Genomic DNA, 15,395 nt, shown 5'->3' with positions numbered 1-15,395 from the left:
CGCCACGCGACAAGCGTGGCGGAGATTTTCTCTTAAATACTCCCATGAACGAGCAAGGCAGGCCAAGACCTTTCAAATGAAGAGCGGCTAGCCAAACAGGCCGAATCAAGTCAGTTGAAATACATCAACGTTTTTCTATTTTTTGCGTGGTGAGATTGCGTCGGTTACGGTCGAGGATTTGCACCAGATACATTCCTTTGGGCAATTCGGCCACCGAATACTGTTCGCCTTTGGCAAACTCAAATTCCTTGACTTTTTTGCCCACCAAATTATAGACGACAAGGAAGCCAACGACATCGTTTTTGTCTTGAACAGAAATGAACTCGGTAACGGGATTGGGATAGATGGAAAGATCGGGTCTCGAGTTGCTTTGAGCGCGAAGCGCCACACCTACCAACACGAAGGCGAATAAGAGTAGGATTTTTTTCATAAGCAGATTATGAAGATTAAGGAGACTTCACTGGGAAGCTTAAAAATGAACAATTGGTGTGAGACTGATTAAGTTGGCGCAAATTATGGTGAAAAAACCAAGCCGCCAAAACAAAGTTCGGCACATTGACAAAAAATTAACCCCACAGGCACAATAGATACAGGCGTTAAATCGGGTTTTCCTACCGTTTGTTCGTCATCAACCGCCGCTTATCCTTCAAACCGTCCAATAAATCGAAATATCGCATTTCCGAAAAATTTTGCCTTGCGACGACCTGCGTGAGGCTGACCGTGCGTACCCGCCCGCCCCGATTCATCACATAATCGTTTTCGGGGTCGCCGACGCTGCCAGTCAGGTGGAGGCGGTAGAGGGCGGAGGGCATAGGGTTGGGGTTTTTTGCGAGCCATTCGCGGAACACTTGTTCTCTTCTTGCTTGCATCTCAGGCGGGTAGAGCGTGGCCGAGCACCAAAAATGCGCCCAGTCGGGCGGTAGATTTTTCAGATGACGCTGCGAGCCATCCCAGCGCAATTCCGTGATTATGTTTTTTTGAAAAAACAGAAAGGTAAAAGGCTCGATGCCGTCGAGGTCGTAGTGTTGAAAAAAATCGTCGGGGCGCTCCCATTCAAAGAAATCGAGCAAGAGCAGTCCCCGGCTGCGGCGGTAGGGTGGGTTGTGGTGGTGCCTCAAAAAAGCGCCATTGAGCAGGCAAGCCGTCAGGCCGCTGTTCGAGGCAGCCACCCAAGCCCCACCTGCCTTTGTGTCACGCGGGTAAATGAGCGTTCGCCCCCCCGTTTTTTCCACAGAGATATGCTGTGGAGAGCGGCTGGGCGCTTCGTCTCGATTGTGGGTGAGGATATACCCCGAAGTATTGGGGAAAAAAGTGACAGTGCACATTGGGCACGAATAATTTTGAGACAAAGATATGCCCGGATGAAAAAGATATGCCCGGATGAATATGATTTGCGAGATTGCCTTGATTGACAAATTGAATTGGCATACCGCGTGCCGCCAATTTTCAACATAGTCGAAAGCGCAATCTGCGCAGAATCAAAGGCATCAATCATGATAATCTGACAAATCCCAGCGAATAAAGGTATAAATCTCTGATTTTCAAGCATTTTAAATGGGCATTTTTTCGCAAGCCCGGTTTTTGCCAAGCAAAGATGTTTGAGCAATCGAATTGGATTGGTTGCGTCGTCACGCTGCCATTTTCAGAACATACTCCTGCCATTTTGTCAAAAAAAACGTTTTCCCAACAGATGGAATGAAATGTGATGAGCTTCGCCTTTCCGCGTAAGCTGAAAGCGTATCTTTGCGCCGTTTTTGGCACAACCCATCCCCCCAACACAGGGACTAACCACGACAAAAAATGTTTGGCTTTTTAAAAAAAATAATCGGCAGTAAACAAGACCGCGACCTCAAGCAATATTTGGCCGCCGTCGCCGAAATCAATAATTACTTCGAGCAATATCAGCATCTCTCCAACGACGAACTTCGCTCGAAAACCCTCGAATTTCGTGAGCGCATCCGCGAACATCTCAAAGACATTGATGCCGAAATTGTCTCGGTCAACCAGCAAGCCCTCGATGTCGAAGATTTCAACGAGAAAGAGCGCCTCTTCAAAGAGGTGGATGAACTGCGCAAAGACCGCGACAAGGCCCTTGAAGATATCTTGCTCGACATTTTGCCAGAGGCGTTTGCGGTGGTGAAAGAAACCAGCCGGCGCTTTACCCAAAACGAAACCTTGACGGTCACGGCCACCGACCACGACCGCAATCTGGCTGCCAAACCTGGCAAAAGCTACATCGCCATAGAAGGTGACAAAGCCATCTGGAAAAACAAATGGACCGCTGCGGGTGGCGACATCGTGTGGAACATGGTTCACTACGACGTGCAGCTCATCGGTGGCATGGTGCTCCACGATGGCAAAATCGCCGAGATGGCGACCGGTGAAGGCAAGACCCTCGTCGGCACGCTGCCCGCCTACCTCAATGGCGTGGGAGGAGAAGGCGTGCACGTCGTCACGGTGAACGACTACCTCGCCCGGCGCGACTCAGAATGGGTAGGGCCTATTTACGAATTCCTGCTCCTCACGGTAGATTGCATTGACAAGTATCGCCCGCACAGCCGCGAACGCATCGAGGCTTACCGCTGCGACATCACCTTTGGCACCAACTCCGAATTTGGCTTCGATTATTTGCGCGACAACATGGTGATTTCACCGGAAGAGTTGGTGCAGCGCAAGCACCACTACGCCATCGTGGACGAGGTTGACTCGGTGCTGATTGACGATGCGCGTACTCCCCTTATCATATCGGGGCCAGTCACTCGCGGCGCTGAAGACCAAGAGTACGTCGAGCTCAATCCCGCCGTGAAAAGGCTCGTGGAGGAACAGACAAAATTGGCCTCGCAGTTTTTGAATGAGGCACGCAAGTCCATTTCGGCAGGCAACCTAAGCGCAGAGGCAGGCGGCGGCGGCTTAGCCCTGCTGCGAGCGCACCGCGCACTGCCTAAAAGCCGCGCTTTGGTAAAATTCCTCAGCGAGGAAGGCATAAAAGTACTCTTGCAAAAAACTGAAAACGTCTATTTGCAAGAGAATAGCAAGCGAATGCCAGAGGTGGATGCCGAGTTGTTGTTTCACATAGACGAAAAAAACCGCAACGTCGAGCTCACCGATAGAGGAGTCGAATTCCTCTCACGCTTCAACAACGACCCCAACTTTTTCGTGATGCCAGACATCGGCGAGGAACTGGTGAAAATTGACCGCGACCCCTTTTTGGGCCACGATGAAAAAGTGGAAGCCAAGGAGCGGTTGTCGCAGGACTACGGCATAAAAAGCCGCCGCATCCACGCCATTCACCAATTGCTCAAGGCGTATGCCCTTTTTGAAAAAGACAATGAGTACATCGTGTTGGAAGGCGAGGTGAAAATAGTGGACGAGCAAACGGGGCGCGTCATGGAAGGGCGCCGTTATTCTGACGGATTGCACCAAGCCATCGAGGCGAAGGAAAATGTGAAAGTGGGTGAAATCACGCAAACTTATGCTACCGTCACGCTCCAGAATTACTTTCGTATGTACCACAAGCTCGCGGGCATGACCGGCACCGCCGAAACAGAAGCCAAAGAGCTGTGGGATATTTACAAACTTGACGTGGTGGTCATCCCGACCAACCGCCCCATTACCCGAAAAGACGAGGAAGATTTGGTCTATAAAACGGCTCGTGAAAAGTACAATGCCGTCATTGACGATATTGTGAAACTGCGCGACGCTGGCCGCCCCATCTTGGTCGGCACCACCTCAGTCGAGATTTCTGAGCTGTTGTCCAGAATGTTGAAAATGCGCGGCATTGACCACAATGTGCTGAATGCCAAGCAACACCAACGCGAAGCAGAAATCGTGGCAGAAGCGGGTTTGGCCGGAAAAGTGACGATTGCCACCAACATGGCAGGTCGCGGCACAGACATCAAACTCGGCCCCGGCGTGAAAGAAGCGGGCGGCCTCGCCATTGTCGGCACCGAGCGCCACGAAAGCCGCCGGGTGGACCGTCAGTTGCGCGGTCGAGCCGGTCGTCAAGGCGACCCCGGCTCCTCCCAGTTCTACGTCTCGCTCGAAGACCAGCTGATGCGCCTCTTTCAAAGCGACCGCATCGCCGGGCTGATGGACAAAATGGGGCACAAGGAAGGCGATGTGATTCAGCACTCGATGGTCACGAATAGCATCGAGCGCGCGCAGAAAAAAGTGGAGGAAAACAACTTCGGCATTCGCAAGCGCCTACTCGAATACGATGACGTGATGAACATCCAGCGCGAAGCGATTTACAAAAAGCGGCGCAATGCCCTCTTTGGCGACCGCTTGGCAGTGGACATCAACAATGCTTTTGTGGCCATCACCTCCGAACTGGTGCAGGTGCATCGGGAAAGCGGCGACTTTGAAACCTTCCGACTGGATAGCATCCGCCTCATCGGGGTTGACCCGGAGATGGACCCCACTTGGTTCAAATCGGCACCAGTTGGCACCGTGACAGCCACTTTCCAGCAACAAGTGTTCGACTTGTACGAACACAAATCCAAACAAGTCGGCGAACGTCTTTTACCCATCATACAAGATGTGTATGCCCGCGAAGGACACCGCTACAAACGCATCGTCGTTCCCTTCACCGATGGCAGCATGGGGTTGAACATCAGTGCCGACATGGAGCAAGCCATCAAGTCGGAAGGCAAAACTATCATGCACGACGTGGAAAAAGTGGCCACCCTTGCCCTCATTGACGACGCTTGGAAGGAACATCTGCGCAACATTGACGACCTAAAAGAATCCGTGCAAGGCGCATCTTTCGAGCAAAAAGACCCACTCGTCATTTACAAAATGGAAGCCTACAACCTGTTTGAAGGCTTGATAGGTCACATCAACGCCAACGTGACCTCTTTCCTCCTAAAAGGCTCGCTCGCCCTGCCCGACGAGCAGCAAATGCGCCAACAACAGGCTGCCCAAGAACGCGCCGAAGCCCAACGCCGCGCCCAGTCAAGCCGCCTCCGCGTGAACGCTGGCCAACAAATGACAGAAACGCAGCAGGCTGCCCAGCGAGCGGCCATATCAGCCGGGCACAACGGCCCCGTGCAGCGCGTGCAACCCATCGTGCGAGAAAAAGTGGTGGGCCGCAACGACCCCTGCCCTTGCGGCAGCGGCAAGAAGTACAAACATTGTCACGGGAAATGATTTCCTGAGAAGATATTATTTTCAGCCTGCGAATTTCGATTTGCAGGCTTTTTTGTTTTCGTCACATATACCAATGTTCCGCTCGTATCCCGTCGTTTTGGCTTGGCGCGTTGCCCTCCTGACGCTGCTTATCGCAGGGGCGGCCTTCTTCATCGCGCAGCAAGAGAAAGGCTGGTTTTTGCCCTTCGCCCTATCGGCACTTGCAGCCTTAGTAGCGGCCTTCAGCCTCTTTCGATATGTCAACGACACCAACCGCCGCCTCGCTCGTTTCTTCGAAAGTGTGCGATATTCCGACTTTGCCATTCGCTTTTCCTCGGGAAAAGAAAAGGGTGATTCGTTTGCGGAAGTCAACAGGCAATTCAACGAAGTACTCGAAGCCTTCCGCCAGACGAGGGCTGAAAAAGAGGCCAACCTGCTGTTTTTGAACACCATAGTCCAACACCTCAGCACAGGGCTGCTTGCTTTCGATACGCACATGAATGTGCTTATCAGCAACAACGCCGCGTTGCAGCTACTCGGCGTGTATCGCTTGCACCACCTCAACGACCTGCCAGAGCGACACAAATCGCTGGCGCAATTTGTCCAAAAACTCAACACCAAAGGGAAAATACTATATCAGCCCGAAACAGGCCAACAGCTCTCGGTGCAAGGCGTGAGCGTCAACCTGCAAGGCCGCGCGGTCCGCCTGCTCACACTCCAAAACATACACCCTGAGCTCCAACGGAAGGAAGTGGACGCTTGGCGCAACCTAACCCGCGTGCTTCGCCACGAAATCATGAATTCCGTCACGCCCATTGTCTCATTGGTGGAAACGGCGCAAGACATCGTCGAGCACGATATGCCCAACCACCCCGCCGCCGGCGACCTCGCCGAAGCCCTCGAGGTAGTGGCCGCCCGAAGCCGGGGCTTGGTCCAATTTGTGGAAGCCTACCGAAGTTACACATCCATCCCTCAACCACGACTGGCCGATATCTCGGCAAAAAGCCTGCTCGACCGCGTGGTCGCCATGATGGTGGCCGACGACAAAAACACAAGCATCCACATCGAAACCTCAACCCACCCCGAAAACCTTCAATTGCGAGCCGATGCCGGTCAATTGGAAATGGTGTTGCTCAATTTAGTCAAAAACGCCTGCGAGGCGATTACCCAACAACGAGCCAACCCACCTCTATCCGAACAAGAGGCCAATCACAGCCAGTCAGAAGGCGAGCAGCGTATCGTGCTCCGCGCCAGCGCCGATACCAAAGGCCGCCCCTTCATCGAAGTAGAGGACACAGGCCCCGGCATACCACCCGAACTGCTGGAAGAAATTTTCATCCCGTTCTTCACCACCAAGCCTACCGGCACAGGTGTCGGCCTCAGCATTTCGCGTCAAATCATGCAGCTGCACGGGGGCGACATTCGGGCCAGCTCCTCATCAGGTGGCGGTGCGCGGTTTGTTTTGGAGTTTTGAACAAAACCATCCCCCCGCCAGACCGCCAACACATCGTCCCACCCTTTTGAATTTCACCGCCACCCGTTTTGTCGTCGTTGTGAAATTTTATTCGGTCAAAAATTTCCCTAATTTTCAACTTGTTATGAAAAATCAAGTGGAAAAAGTTTGACAATCCCTTGCACAGCCCACAAGGGAGCTCTACATTTGCGGCCTCTTTGAAAAAAGGGGGTGGAAGGGAGTTTGTTTGGGTGCTGTTTTTCCGTTTATTTTCCAGCATCCGAAAGAATAGTCCCGCCAATGAATCAACCGTTCAACACATCAACAATTTCTCATAAATGGATACGCTGAGCTATCGGACCAAATCCGTCAGTGCGGAACAAGCAGAGCGCAAGTGGTACGTCGTGGATGCCACCAATCAAGCAACAGGCCGCTTGTGCGCCCACATTGCCTCCATCCTGCGCGGCAAAAACAAGCCGACTTTCACGCCACACGCCGACACGGGCGACTACGTCATCGTGATTAACGCCGACAAAGTGCGTTTCACGGGTCAAAAATGGGCACAAAAAGAGTACAAAAACTACTCCCATCACCCCGGCGGCTTGAAAATCACCCTCGCCGAGGAAATGCTGCAAAAACACCCCGAGCGCATCATCGAACGCGCCGTGAAGGGCATGCTGCCCAAAACCAAACTGGGCAACGCGATGATAAAGAAACTCTTTGTGTACACTGGCAACGAGCATCCGCACGCTGCCCAAAAACCAGAGGCAATCCAATTTTGATTTGAGCATGAGATGAACCCGGCAACATGAAGACTGACAAACGAGGTTGTCTTCGCGCCAGTTGCCAAATTCATTTCATCGTCAAATTATCTCATTATCAACATTGTCACATTCAGAATTATGGAAATGATAAATGCTGTCGGGCGTCGTAAAACAGCTGTCGCTCGCGTCTATCTAATGAAAGGGGAGGGCAACATCACGGTGAACGGCAAAGATTACCGCGAGTACTTTCCCCAAATCCACGTCCAGCACAACGTGAAAGACCCCTTCGTGGTGGTGGGAGCCGAAAACATCTACGACCTCAAAGTGAACGTGCGCGGCGGTGGCTACAAGGGTCAAGCCGAGGCCGTCCGGATGGGTGTGAGCCGCGCTTTGGTGAAGCTCAACGAAGAGTTCCGCAAGCCACTCAAAGCCAAGAAGTTCCTTACCCGCGACAGCCGCGCCGTCGAACGCAAGAAGTACGGCAAGCCAAAAGCGCGCAAACGCTTCCAGTTCTCCAAACGCTGATTATTTGCTGATTGGCGATTGTTGGCCCGTTGTTTTTGTCTCAATACTCCAACAATTCCAAGCTGGCACATCAACGATTCAACACATCAACATTTAAAAACTTGCTTTTGAACAATGCAAAAGCCCACCTATAAAGAATTGCTCGATGCAGGCTGCCACTTCGGCCACCTGCGTAAAAAGTGGAACCCGAAGATGACTCCTTACATCTTCATGGAACACAAAGGCATCCACATCATTGACCTGAACCGCACGGCTGACATGCTCGAACGCGCCGCCATCGCTATGAAAGCAATGGCCAAGAGCGGCAAGAAAATCATGTTCGTCGCCACCAAGAAACAGGCTCGCGACATCGTGCAGAAAGCCGCTGAAAGCGTCGGGATGCCTTTCGTCACCGAGCGTTGGCTCGGCGGCCTGATGACCAACTTCGCCACCATCCGCAAGTCGGTGAAAAAAATGCAGGGCATCGAGCGTATGTTGGCCGACACCACCCTCACCAGCATCACCAAAAAAGAACGCCTCACGCTCAGCCGCGAACACGCCAAAATGGTCAAACACTTTGGCGGTATCGAGCAACTCAACCGCCTGCCCTCGGCAGTGTTCATCGTGGACATCCACCACGAACACCTCGCCTTGGCCGAAGCCCGCAAATTGGGTGTCAAGACTTTTGGCATGGTGGACACCAACTCCGACCCGACCTTGGTGGATTTCCCAATCCCCAGCAACGACGACGCTTCCAAAGCCATCGCTTTCGTGACGAACTATCTGACCGAGGCGATTCGTGAAGGCCTGGAAGAACGCAAAGCCGTCAAGAGTGAGGAAAAAGAAGTCGCAGAAGCATGATTTGAAGGCTTTTAGGTCTTGCAACAACATCGAGCCATTCGACTGTTCTTCCAAACGACCTCCCCGCGCCTCTCATTTCATTATTCCTTAATCCCGAAAGAAACCAAGCCTCGCGCAGGGCAAATACCTTTGCGTGTTCAACCATCAATCACTCAACAATCATTTTTTGACAAATAATATGGAAACGGTAAAAATAGCGGTCGCCGACATTCAAAAACTTCGTGAAATCACCGGAGCTGGCATGATGGATTGCAAAAAAGCCCTTGAAGAAGCTGGCGGCGATTTTGAGAACGCTCAGGACTGGCTTCGCAAAAAAGGCATAGCCAAAGCCGCCAAGCGTGAAGATAGAGAAGCCAAAGAAGGCGTGGTGGTCGCCAAGACCAACGACAGCCAAACACGCGGCGTGGTCGTGGCGCTCAACTGCGAAACCGACTTCGTGGCACGCAACGACAACTTCATCGCACTGACCAATAAAATTGCCGACATCGCGCTCGAAAAGTTTCCCGCCTCGCTTGACGAACTGCTGGCCCTTCCCTTTGAGGGCGGTGTCACCATCGGCGAAAAAGTGGGAGAGCAAAACGGTATCGTCGGCGAAAAAATCGAGCTTAGCCGCTACGAGCGCATCGAGGCACCTGCCGTGCTTACCTACAATCACTCGAACAACAAACGTTCCGTGTTGGTCGCACTCAGCCTTGCCGGTCAGGACGAAGCTGGCCGCAACGTTGCCATGCAAATTGCCGCGATGAACCCGGTGTCGGTCGGCAAAGACGACATTGACCCGAAAATCGTGGAAAAAGAAATCGAAATCGGCAAAGAACTCGCTCGCAACGAAGGCAAAGCCGAAGATATGCTCGAGAAAATCGCATTGGGCCGTCTCAACAAATTCTACCAAGAAAGCACATTGCTGAGCCAAAAATATGTGAAGGGCGCGGGCGAAACCGTTGACCAGTACCTGAAATCTCTGAACAAAGATTTGACGGTGCAATCCTTCAAGCACATCTCGCTCTAAACGCGTCTTTTTGCGAATAAAAACATGAGCCACCCTCGAAGCTTCGGCAACGTGGGTGGCTCATCTTATTTTTGCCCTCCCATGCGGCTCTCCGTCATCATCGTCAACTACAATGTGCGCCATTTTTTGGAGCAAGCCCTGCTCTCCGTGCGACGTGCCGTGCGTGGCATAGAGAGCGAGGTGTGGGTGGTGGACAACAATTCTGTGGACGACTCGGTGCGCATGGTGCGAGAAAAGTTTCCCGAAGTCCGCCTACTCGCCAACAAGGACAACCCGGGCTTCGCGGTGGCCAACAACCAAGCCATCCGACAAAGCACCGGCGCATACATACTGCTGCTCAACCCCGACACGCTGGTGGAAGAGGATACCTTTCATAAGTGCCTTGATTTCATGGAGGCCCACCCGGAGGCCGGAGCCTTGGGCGTAAAACTGATTGATGGTAGTGGAAAGTTTTTGCCGGAAAGCAAGCGAGGGTTCCCCTCTCCGTGGGTGGCTTTTTGCAAAACCTTCGGCCTCTCGGCGCTTTTTCCGAAAAGCCGATTGTTCAACTATTACCACCTTGGTCATCGGGGCGAGGACGAAACCTGCGAGGTGGATGTGTTGGCGGGAGCCTTCATGTTCATGCGGCGGGCGGCGCTCGACAAGGCTGGCCTGCTCGACGAGGCGTTTTTTATGTACGGCGAAGACATTGATTTGTCGTATCGGATTGTGCAAGCCGGCTACAGGAATTATTATTTTCCCGAAACAAAAATCATCCACTACAAAGGGGAAAGCACTAAAAAAGGCAGCCTCAACTATGTTCGCACCTTCTATCAGGCCATGATTATTTTTACCCGAAAACATTTTACCGGGCGACGGGCGGGGCTGTTTATCATCATGCTCCAAGGAGCGATATGGCTTAGGGCAGGCATGACCCTGCTAAAAAATATCTGGTCGAAAATTCGCCTCCCGCTGCTCGATGCGTTGTTGATTTACGGCGGGCTTGTTTTTCTGAAAGACTTCTGGGCAAATTATTACTACAAAGAACCGGACTGGTTCAAGACCAACGTTTTGTGGTTCAATTTTCCACTTTATATCCTGATTTGGCTCGGCGCTGTATGGCTCAACGGCGGCTACGACCAACGGTACGACCTGCGCCGGTTGGTGCGGGGCCTCGGCATCGGCACGCTGATATTGGCCGCTGTGTATGGTTTTCTCGACCTTGACTACCGACCCTCTCGGGCATTGGTGCTGATGGGGGCGGTATGGGCCGCGTTGGCAACGGTGGGAGTGCGGGCGCTGACACATTTTATTGAATTTCGCAATTTCCGAATCGGGCGCGACCGTGTGAAAAATCTCGCCATCGTCGGCTCGGCGGGGGAAAGCGCGCGGGTGATGGGGCTGTTGAATCAAGCAGGCGTGGCGAAGAATCTTATAGGGCGCGTCAGCCCAACCCCTGCGCTCAACGAGGCAAGGGAAGGGGAGGGTGACGCGCTGGATGCCTCGGCTGCTTCTTTTTCCAAGGTCTCGGAAGAGGGGGCGCTCGGCGAGGTTTCCCAGCTTGATGAAATCGTTCGCATTTATCGGGTGGACGAGGTGATTTTTTGTTCAAAGAATATGCTAGCGCAGGATATCATGTCGTGGATGACGCGGCTAGGGCCTTCGGTCGCCTACAAAATTGTGCCCGAGGAAAGCTTGAGCATCATCGGTAGCAGCAGCAAAAACGAGCCGGGAGAGCTTTACACCATTGAAATTAGGTACAACATAGCGCAGCCGGGGCAGCGCCGCAACAAACGAGTGTTTGACCTGATGCTGTGCGGCGCTTTGTTGGTCACGCTTCCCCTGTGGCTTGTTTTTTCCGGCCATCGCGGCTCGTTTTTCAAAAATTGGTGGCCCGTCCTATTGGGCAAAAAAACTTGGGTAGGGTATGCCCCATTTGCTCAACACGATGCGCTGCCTCCCTTGAAGTCGGGCGTGTTTTCGCCGTTGGATGAATTGGAAGGCTTGAAAGTCAGCGACAACGCAGGGGCGCGGCTCAATTTTCTTTTCGCCAAGGACTGGAATGTTTGGAGGGATTTGGACATTATTTTACATACGCTCAAATAGATTCTTCAAGCGCCAGTTGGCGACAATTCTCTTTTGTAGGCTCGAATAGTTTTGTCGCATCTTTTTCTCACCTTTTAAATTGAAAAAACGATGCGCAAAACAATCTTACTGTTGCAGCTATTCTTTTCCCTTTCTCTAAATGCACAAGTAGAATTTGCGCCGTTAGGTGCTGTTTGGCACTACGATTTTTATCCAATAGGCCCACCCATTGTTTCCACTTATGTAAAAGTTGAGGTGACTGGTTTGGGCTTCATTCAGGGCAAGCTTTGCAAACGGGTAGTCAGTGCTCATTCTGGCTGCGCCGATGCGTGGGGAGAGGTTTATATGTATGAAGAGGCTGGTAAAGTGTATCGGCTGCTCAATGGGCAATTTCAGCTTTTTATTGACTTCAATGCCGGGCCGGGAGAAGGCTGGTCGGTCGTGACCAACGCGCCTTACGGCAACGACACCCTCATGGTTCAAGTAGATTCCGTGTCGTACGTCACTTACGACGGGATGCAATTGAAAGTGCAGCATGTGTCCTATCCGAACCTTGCCATCGGGGAGCCTAACGGAAGCATCATGGAGTGGGGGCATACTTTCACCGAGCGGCTTGGCAACAGTCAATATATGTACCCGCAGGTGGGGGTGTGCGACCCTCCTGTTTTTGGCATTAGGTGTTATGAGGATAGCGAAATCAATCAATCGTTTGTTTCTTTTCCCTGTGACACGACTACTTTCTACTCAAGCGTGACGGACATAGAAGTGCTTGCGCGCAGTGGCCTGCTGTTTCCGAACCCTGCCCACACAAGTGTCTCTGTCACATCCGAGGTGGATGCGGATGAAGCGGTTTTTCAAAATTTGATAGGTGTGGCACCTGTCCGCCGTCGGCTCGGCCAGTCTATGGAGATAGAAATAGCCGGTTTGGAAGCGGGGCTTTATTTCGTCTATCTATATCGGGGCAAAAGATTGGTCGGGATCGACAAGCTGGTCATATCGAAGCGCTGAGCCTCGCAAACGGGGCATTTCAAATTGTCGCTTAATGTACGCCGGAACAGCGTTCCGATTTACCTGCGACAATTTGAAACGCACCCTCGTAATCTGTCCTCATAAGGATAGCTGACGGAACGTTTCGGCTTAATGACCGCCTCACTTTTGTGCCTTGCTCGCCAGCCAAACGGCAACGGCCAAAAACACAAGGTTGGGTATCCATATACCCAGCATAATCGGCATGGAGCCGCTGGTGGCGAAGGAGATGGCAAACTTGGACAACAAGATGAAGCCCGCCCCGATGCCAATGCCTATAGCCAAATGCAATCCCATGCCGCCGCGCACTTTGCGGCCAGCCACTGCCAGCCCGATGACGGTAAGGATGATGTTGGTGAAAGCGTCGGCGGTTCGGCGGTGCATTTCCACGGCGTATCGTTTCACGTTGGAAAGCCCCCGGCTACGGTCGCGTGCTATGGCTTCTCGCAATTCGGCGCTGGTCATTTCCTCGTTTTGGTTGTGATACCAAGTGAAATCCTGAGGGGTGAGGTTGATGGCCGTGTCAAGGGGTTCGTTGTATCTTTTGTAGCCTTCGCGCAAGCCATCGAACGTGCGGACGCTGTAGTTGTTGAGTTGCCAGCGGTTGGAGTCCTCTTTCCAACTGGCGTTGTCGGCTTCCAAAATACTGACGATGCGGCTTCCTTCAAATTTTTCGAGCCTCAGCCCGCTGGCAGTCTTGCTGTTTTTGTTGTATCCTCTCACGAAGACCTTAGTGTCGGGCGACACCAGAAAATGAACGTTGGATGTTTTCCCTTTGTCCTGTCCAGTCGTCCAGACGTAAGTGCGCTCGAATTTCAACCTCGATTTGTTGAACTCTGGAATGATGAAATGATTGAGTGCCAGATGCAGCGCCGCTATCGTTCCTCCCACGATGAGATAAGGGCGCAAGAGGCGCTGAAAGCTCACCCCTGCATTGAGGATGGAGAGTATTTCCGAGTTGAAAGCTAGCCGCGAGGTGAAAAAGACCACCGCAATGAGCGTGTACATCGGCATCAAAAGACCCGACATGTGCATCACGAAACCGGGATAATAGTCGAGCACGATTTCCTTGACGGTGCAAGGTTTTTCAATGAAGCTCTTGACCTTGTCGCTGAAATCAATGGCTACCGATATGAGCGAGCAAATCAGCAAGGAAAAAAACAGGGTGGAATAGTACTTTTTGGCAAGGTATGCATCCAGCACCTTGATTTTCGGGAAATTCTTGAATGTGTCGGGGAAAATCTTCATCTGCTAACCTCCGTTCGCGGCTCTTAAACGCGGCAAGGTAAGTTTAAGTTGCTCAATGCGCCGACTGTCGGCAGCGGTGACGGTGAGTAATAAATCGTTCCATGCAATCTCTGCGCCGCTCTTGGGAATATCGCCTTTGAGCTCGAGCACGAGGCCTGCGAGCGTGTCGGCGTTGCCACGCACGGTGTCAAATATTTTTTCGTCCAATCCTGCGATGCGGCACACGTCGTTGAGCAAGGTTTGGCCTTCAAAAAGATAATTGTATTCGTCCAGTTTTCTGAATCGCACTTCGCTTTCCTCATCGAATTCGTCGCGGATGTCGCCAGTCACCTCTTCAAGAATATCCTCCAACGTCACGATGCCCGACACGCCGCCGTATTCGTCCACCACCACTGCCATGTGAATTTTTTGCTCCTTGAATTCTCGCAATAGCTCTGCGCCTCGTTTGCTTTCCGGCACAAGCAACAAGTTGGTGCGAATGAGCGATTGCCACTCAAAATCGGCAGTTCTGTCCAAATGTGGCACGATGTCCTTTACATACAAAATGCCTGTCACGTTGTCCAGCTCTTCGTGATAGACCGGAAAACGCGAGAACTCTGCTTCGCGCACGGTGGCGAGGAGTTCGTGAAAATCGGTACGGAAATCCAGCGCCACCACCTTGGAGCGAGGCTGCATGACTTGCTTTACCGTCACGTCGCCAAATTTGACGATGCTTTTGAGGAGCTCCAGCTCGCGTTTCTCACTCGTTTCGGTCATCACTTTGGTGGCGGCCAAATCCGTCGCGGTGGGTTGTTGAGTTCCCTGCGAGGGTGGTTTTTCCCGTTTGATGATGGGTGAAAAAATTTTTTTCCAAAATAAGACAAACCAACCGAGTCGTTGCATCAGGAAAATGGCGTTCCCATTGAGAAAACGCGGATTGTCCACGCTTTTCAGCGCCCAAAATAGCGTGGACAGCGTCAGCGCGAACGCGATGGCCGACACCGACCACAGCAACTCGCCCGGCAGCTCCCACTGCTGCGAGAGGTGATACAATACCGCGCCTTGCGACCGCATAAGACTGGTGGCGAGAAAGATGCTCAGCAGCAATTTCAAAAGGAGGCGAGCCAGCAACAGCGCAGCCATGACGGGGCGAATGTCGCGTGTGAGTGCGTAGGCACGCTGCGCCGCCTTGGAATCATCGGCTCGCAGTTGCTCCGCGTCTTGCGAAGAAAGGGCCACCAACGAGCGTTCGGCGAGCAAGACGAGGAAGTAGAGCAAAAGACCAAGAAGAAACCAACCCATGTCGTGTCAAAAAAGCAAGAGGCAAAAAACGAAAGACAAGCGATTGTCTTCTGTTTTT

The 15,395-nt window shown here is 52.3% G+C and carries 12 protein-coding genes; 8 read left to right on the top strand and 4 right to left on the bottom strand.

Annotated elements, in window-relative coordinates:
- Positions 1-124: 124 nt before the first annotated feature.
- Together KIS77_10860 and KIS77_10855 are read right to left on the bottom strand one after the other, a co-directional pair.
- Positions 125-430 (bottom strand): T9SS type A sorting domain-containing protein, encoded by a 306-nt coding sequence (locus KIS77_10860; GenBank protein ID MCW5922838.1) that lies wholly within the window; start codon positions 428-430, stop codon positions 125-127.
- Positions 431-611: 181 nt separating this feature from the next.
- The gene (locus KIS77_10855; GenBank protein MCW5922837.1) at positions 612-1,325 is read right to left on the bottom strand and encodes an NRDE family protein; all 714 of its coding nucleotides are present in this window, start codon (positions 1,323-1,325) and stop codon (positions 612-614) included.
- A 475-nt stretch (positions 1,326-1,800) separates the two neighbouring features.
- On the opposite strand from KIS77_10855, the gene secA reads away from it, so the two are divergent.
- From secA to KIS77_10815, 8 genes are all read left to right on the top strand, one after another.
- Positions 1,801-5,148 carry a preprotein translocase subunit SecA gene (gene secA / locus KIS77_10850; GenBank protein ID MCW5922836.1) on the top strand — a complete coding sequence of 1,116 codons (3,348 nt, stop codon included), beginning with the start codon at positions 1,801-1,803 and terminating at the stop codon, positions 5,146-5,148.
- Positions 5,149-5,221: 73 nt separating this feature from the next.
- Positions 5,222-6,601 (top strand): histidine kinase, encoded by a 1,380-nt coding sequence (locus KIS77_10845; GenBank protein MCW5922835.1) that lies wholly within the window; start codon positions 5,222-5,224, stop codon positions 6,599-6,601.
- A 317-nt stretch (positions 6,602-6,918) separates the two neighbouring features.
- Positions 6,919-7,362 carry a 50S ribosomal protein L13 gene (rplM, locus tag KIS77_10840; protein ID MCW5922834.1) on the top strand — a complete coding sequence of 148 codons (444 nt, stop codon included), beginning with the start codon at positions 6,919-6,921 and terminating at the stop codon, positions 7,360-7,362.
- Between the two features lie 120 nt (positions 7,363-7,482).
- Positions 7,483-7,869, top strand: coding sequence for a 30S ribosomal protein S9 (rpsI, locus tag KIS77_10835; GenBank protein ID MCW5922833.1), 387 nt, complete (start codon positions 7,483-7,485; stop codon positions 7,867-7,869).
- A gap of 114 nt (positions 7,870-7,983) precedes the next feature.
- Positions 7,984-8,709, top strand: a complete 726-nt coding sequence (gene rpsB / locus KIS77_10830) for a 30S ribosomal protein S2 (GenBank protein MCW5922832.1) — start codon at positions 7,984-7,986, stop codon at positions 8,707-8,709.
- A 178-nt stretch (positions 8,710-8,887) separates the two neighbouring features.
- Entirely contained in the window at positions 8,888-9,718 is an 831-nt protein-coding gene (locus KIS77_10825) for an elongation factor Ts (protein MCW5922831.1), read from the top strand.
- 81 nt (positions 9,719-9,799) lie between these two features.
- Positions 9,800-11,803, top strand: a complete 2,004-nt coding sequence (locus KIS77_10820; protein MCW5922830.1) for a glycosyltransferase — start codon at positions 9,800-9,802, stop codon at positions 11,801-11,803.
- Between the two features lie 90 nt (positions 11,804-11,893).
- Positions 11,894-12,790, top strand: a complete 897-nt coding sequence (locus KIS77_10815; protein ID MCW5922829.1) for a T9SS type A sorting domain-containing protein — start codon at positions 11,894-11,896, stop codon at positions 12,788-12,790.
- Between the two features lie 141 nt (positions 12,791-12,931).
- Here the strand turns inward: KIS77_10815 and KIS77_10810 are convergent, their stop codons facing one another.
- Positions 12,932-14,056 carry an LptF/LptG family permease gene (locus KIS77_10810; GenBank protein MCW5922828.1) on the bottom strand — a complete coding sequence of 375 codons (1,125 nt, stop codon included), beginning with the start codon at positions 14,054-14,056 and terminating at the stop codon, positions 12,932-12,934.
- A 3-nt stretch (positions 14,057-14,059) separates the two neighbouring features.
- Positions 14,060-15,337, bottom strand: coding sequence for a CBS domain-containing protein (locus KIS77_10805; GenBank protein MCW5922827.1), 1,278 nt, complete (start codon positions 15,335-15,337; stop codon positions 14,060-14,062).
- Between the last annotated feature and the right edge of the window lie 58 nt (positions 15,338-15,395).

The sequence above is a fragment of the Saprospiraceae bacterium genome (genome assembly GCA_026129545.1).
Lineage (GTDB): Bacteria > Bacteroidota > Bacteroidia > Chitinophagales > Saprospiraceae > M3007.
The sequence above is the reverse complement of the archived record's forward strand: the minus strand, read 5'-3'. Positions and strand labels throughout refer to the sequence as shown.

What these genes read in the sequence shown, in the direction of transcription:
- KIS77_10860 (MCW5922838.1), bottom strand. Translation starts at nt 430, where the DNA reads ATGAAAAAAATCCTACTCTTATTCGCCTTCGTGTTGGTAGGTGTGGCG.
- KIS77_10855 (MCW5922837.1), bottom strand. Translation starts at nt 1,325, where the DNA reads ATGTGCACTGTCACTTTTTTCCCCAATACTTCGGGGTATATCCTCACC.
- secA (MCW5922836.1), top strand. Translation starts at nt 1,801, where the DNA reads ATGTTTGGCTTTTTAAAAAAAATAATCGGCAGTAAACAAGACCGCGAC.
- KIS77_10845 (MCW5922835.1), top strand. Translation starts at nt 5,222, where the DNA reads ATGTTCCGCTCGTATCCCGTCGTTTTGGCTTGGCGCGTTGCCCTCCTG.
- rplM (MCW5922834.1), top strand. Translation starts at nt 6,919, where the DNA reads ATGGATACGCTGAGCTATCGGACCAAATCCGTCAGTGCGGAACAAGCA.
- rpsI (MCW5922833.1), top strand. Translation starts at nt 7,483, where the DNA reads ATGGAAATGATAAATGCTGTCGGGCGTCGTAAAACAGCTGTCGCTCGC.
- rpsB (MCW5922832.1), top strand. Translation starts at nt 7,984, where the DNA reads ATGCAAAAGCCCACCTATAAAGAATTGCTCGATGCAGGCTGCCACTTC.
- KIS77_10825 (MCW5922831.1), top strand. Translation starts at nt 8,888, where the DNA reads ATGGAAACGGTAAAAATAGCGGTCGCCGACATTCAAAAACTTCGTGAA.
- KIS77_10820 (MCW5922830.1), top strand. Translation starts at nt 9,800, where the DNA reads ATGCGGCTCTCCGTCATCATCGTCAACTACAATGTGCGCCATTTTTTG.
- KIS77_10815 (MCW5922829.1), top strand. Translation starts at nt 11,894, where the DNA reads ATGCGCAAAACAATCTTACTGTTGCAGCTATTCTTTTCCCTTTCTCTA.
- KIS77_10810 (MCW5922828.1), bottom strand. Translation starts at nt 14,056, where the DNA reads ATGAAGATTTTCCCCGACACATTCAAGAATTTCCCGAAAATCAAGGTG.
- KIS77_10805 (MCW5922827.1), bottom strand. Translation starts at nt 15,337, where the DNA reads ATGGGTTGGTTTCTTCTTGGTCTTTTGCTCTACTTCCTCGTCTTGCTC.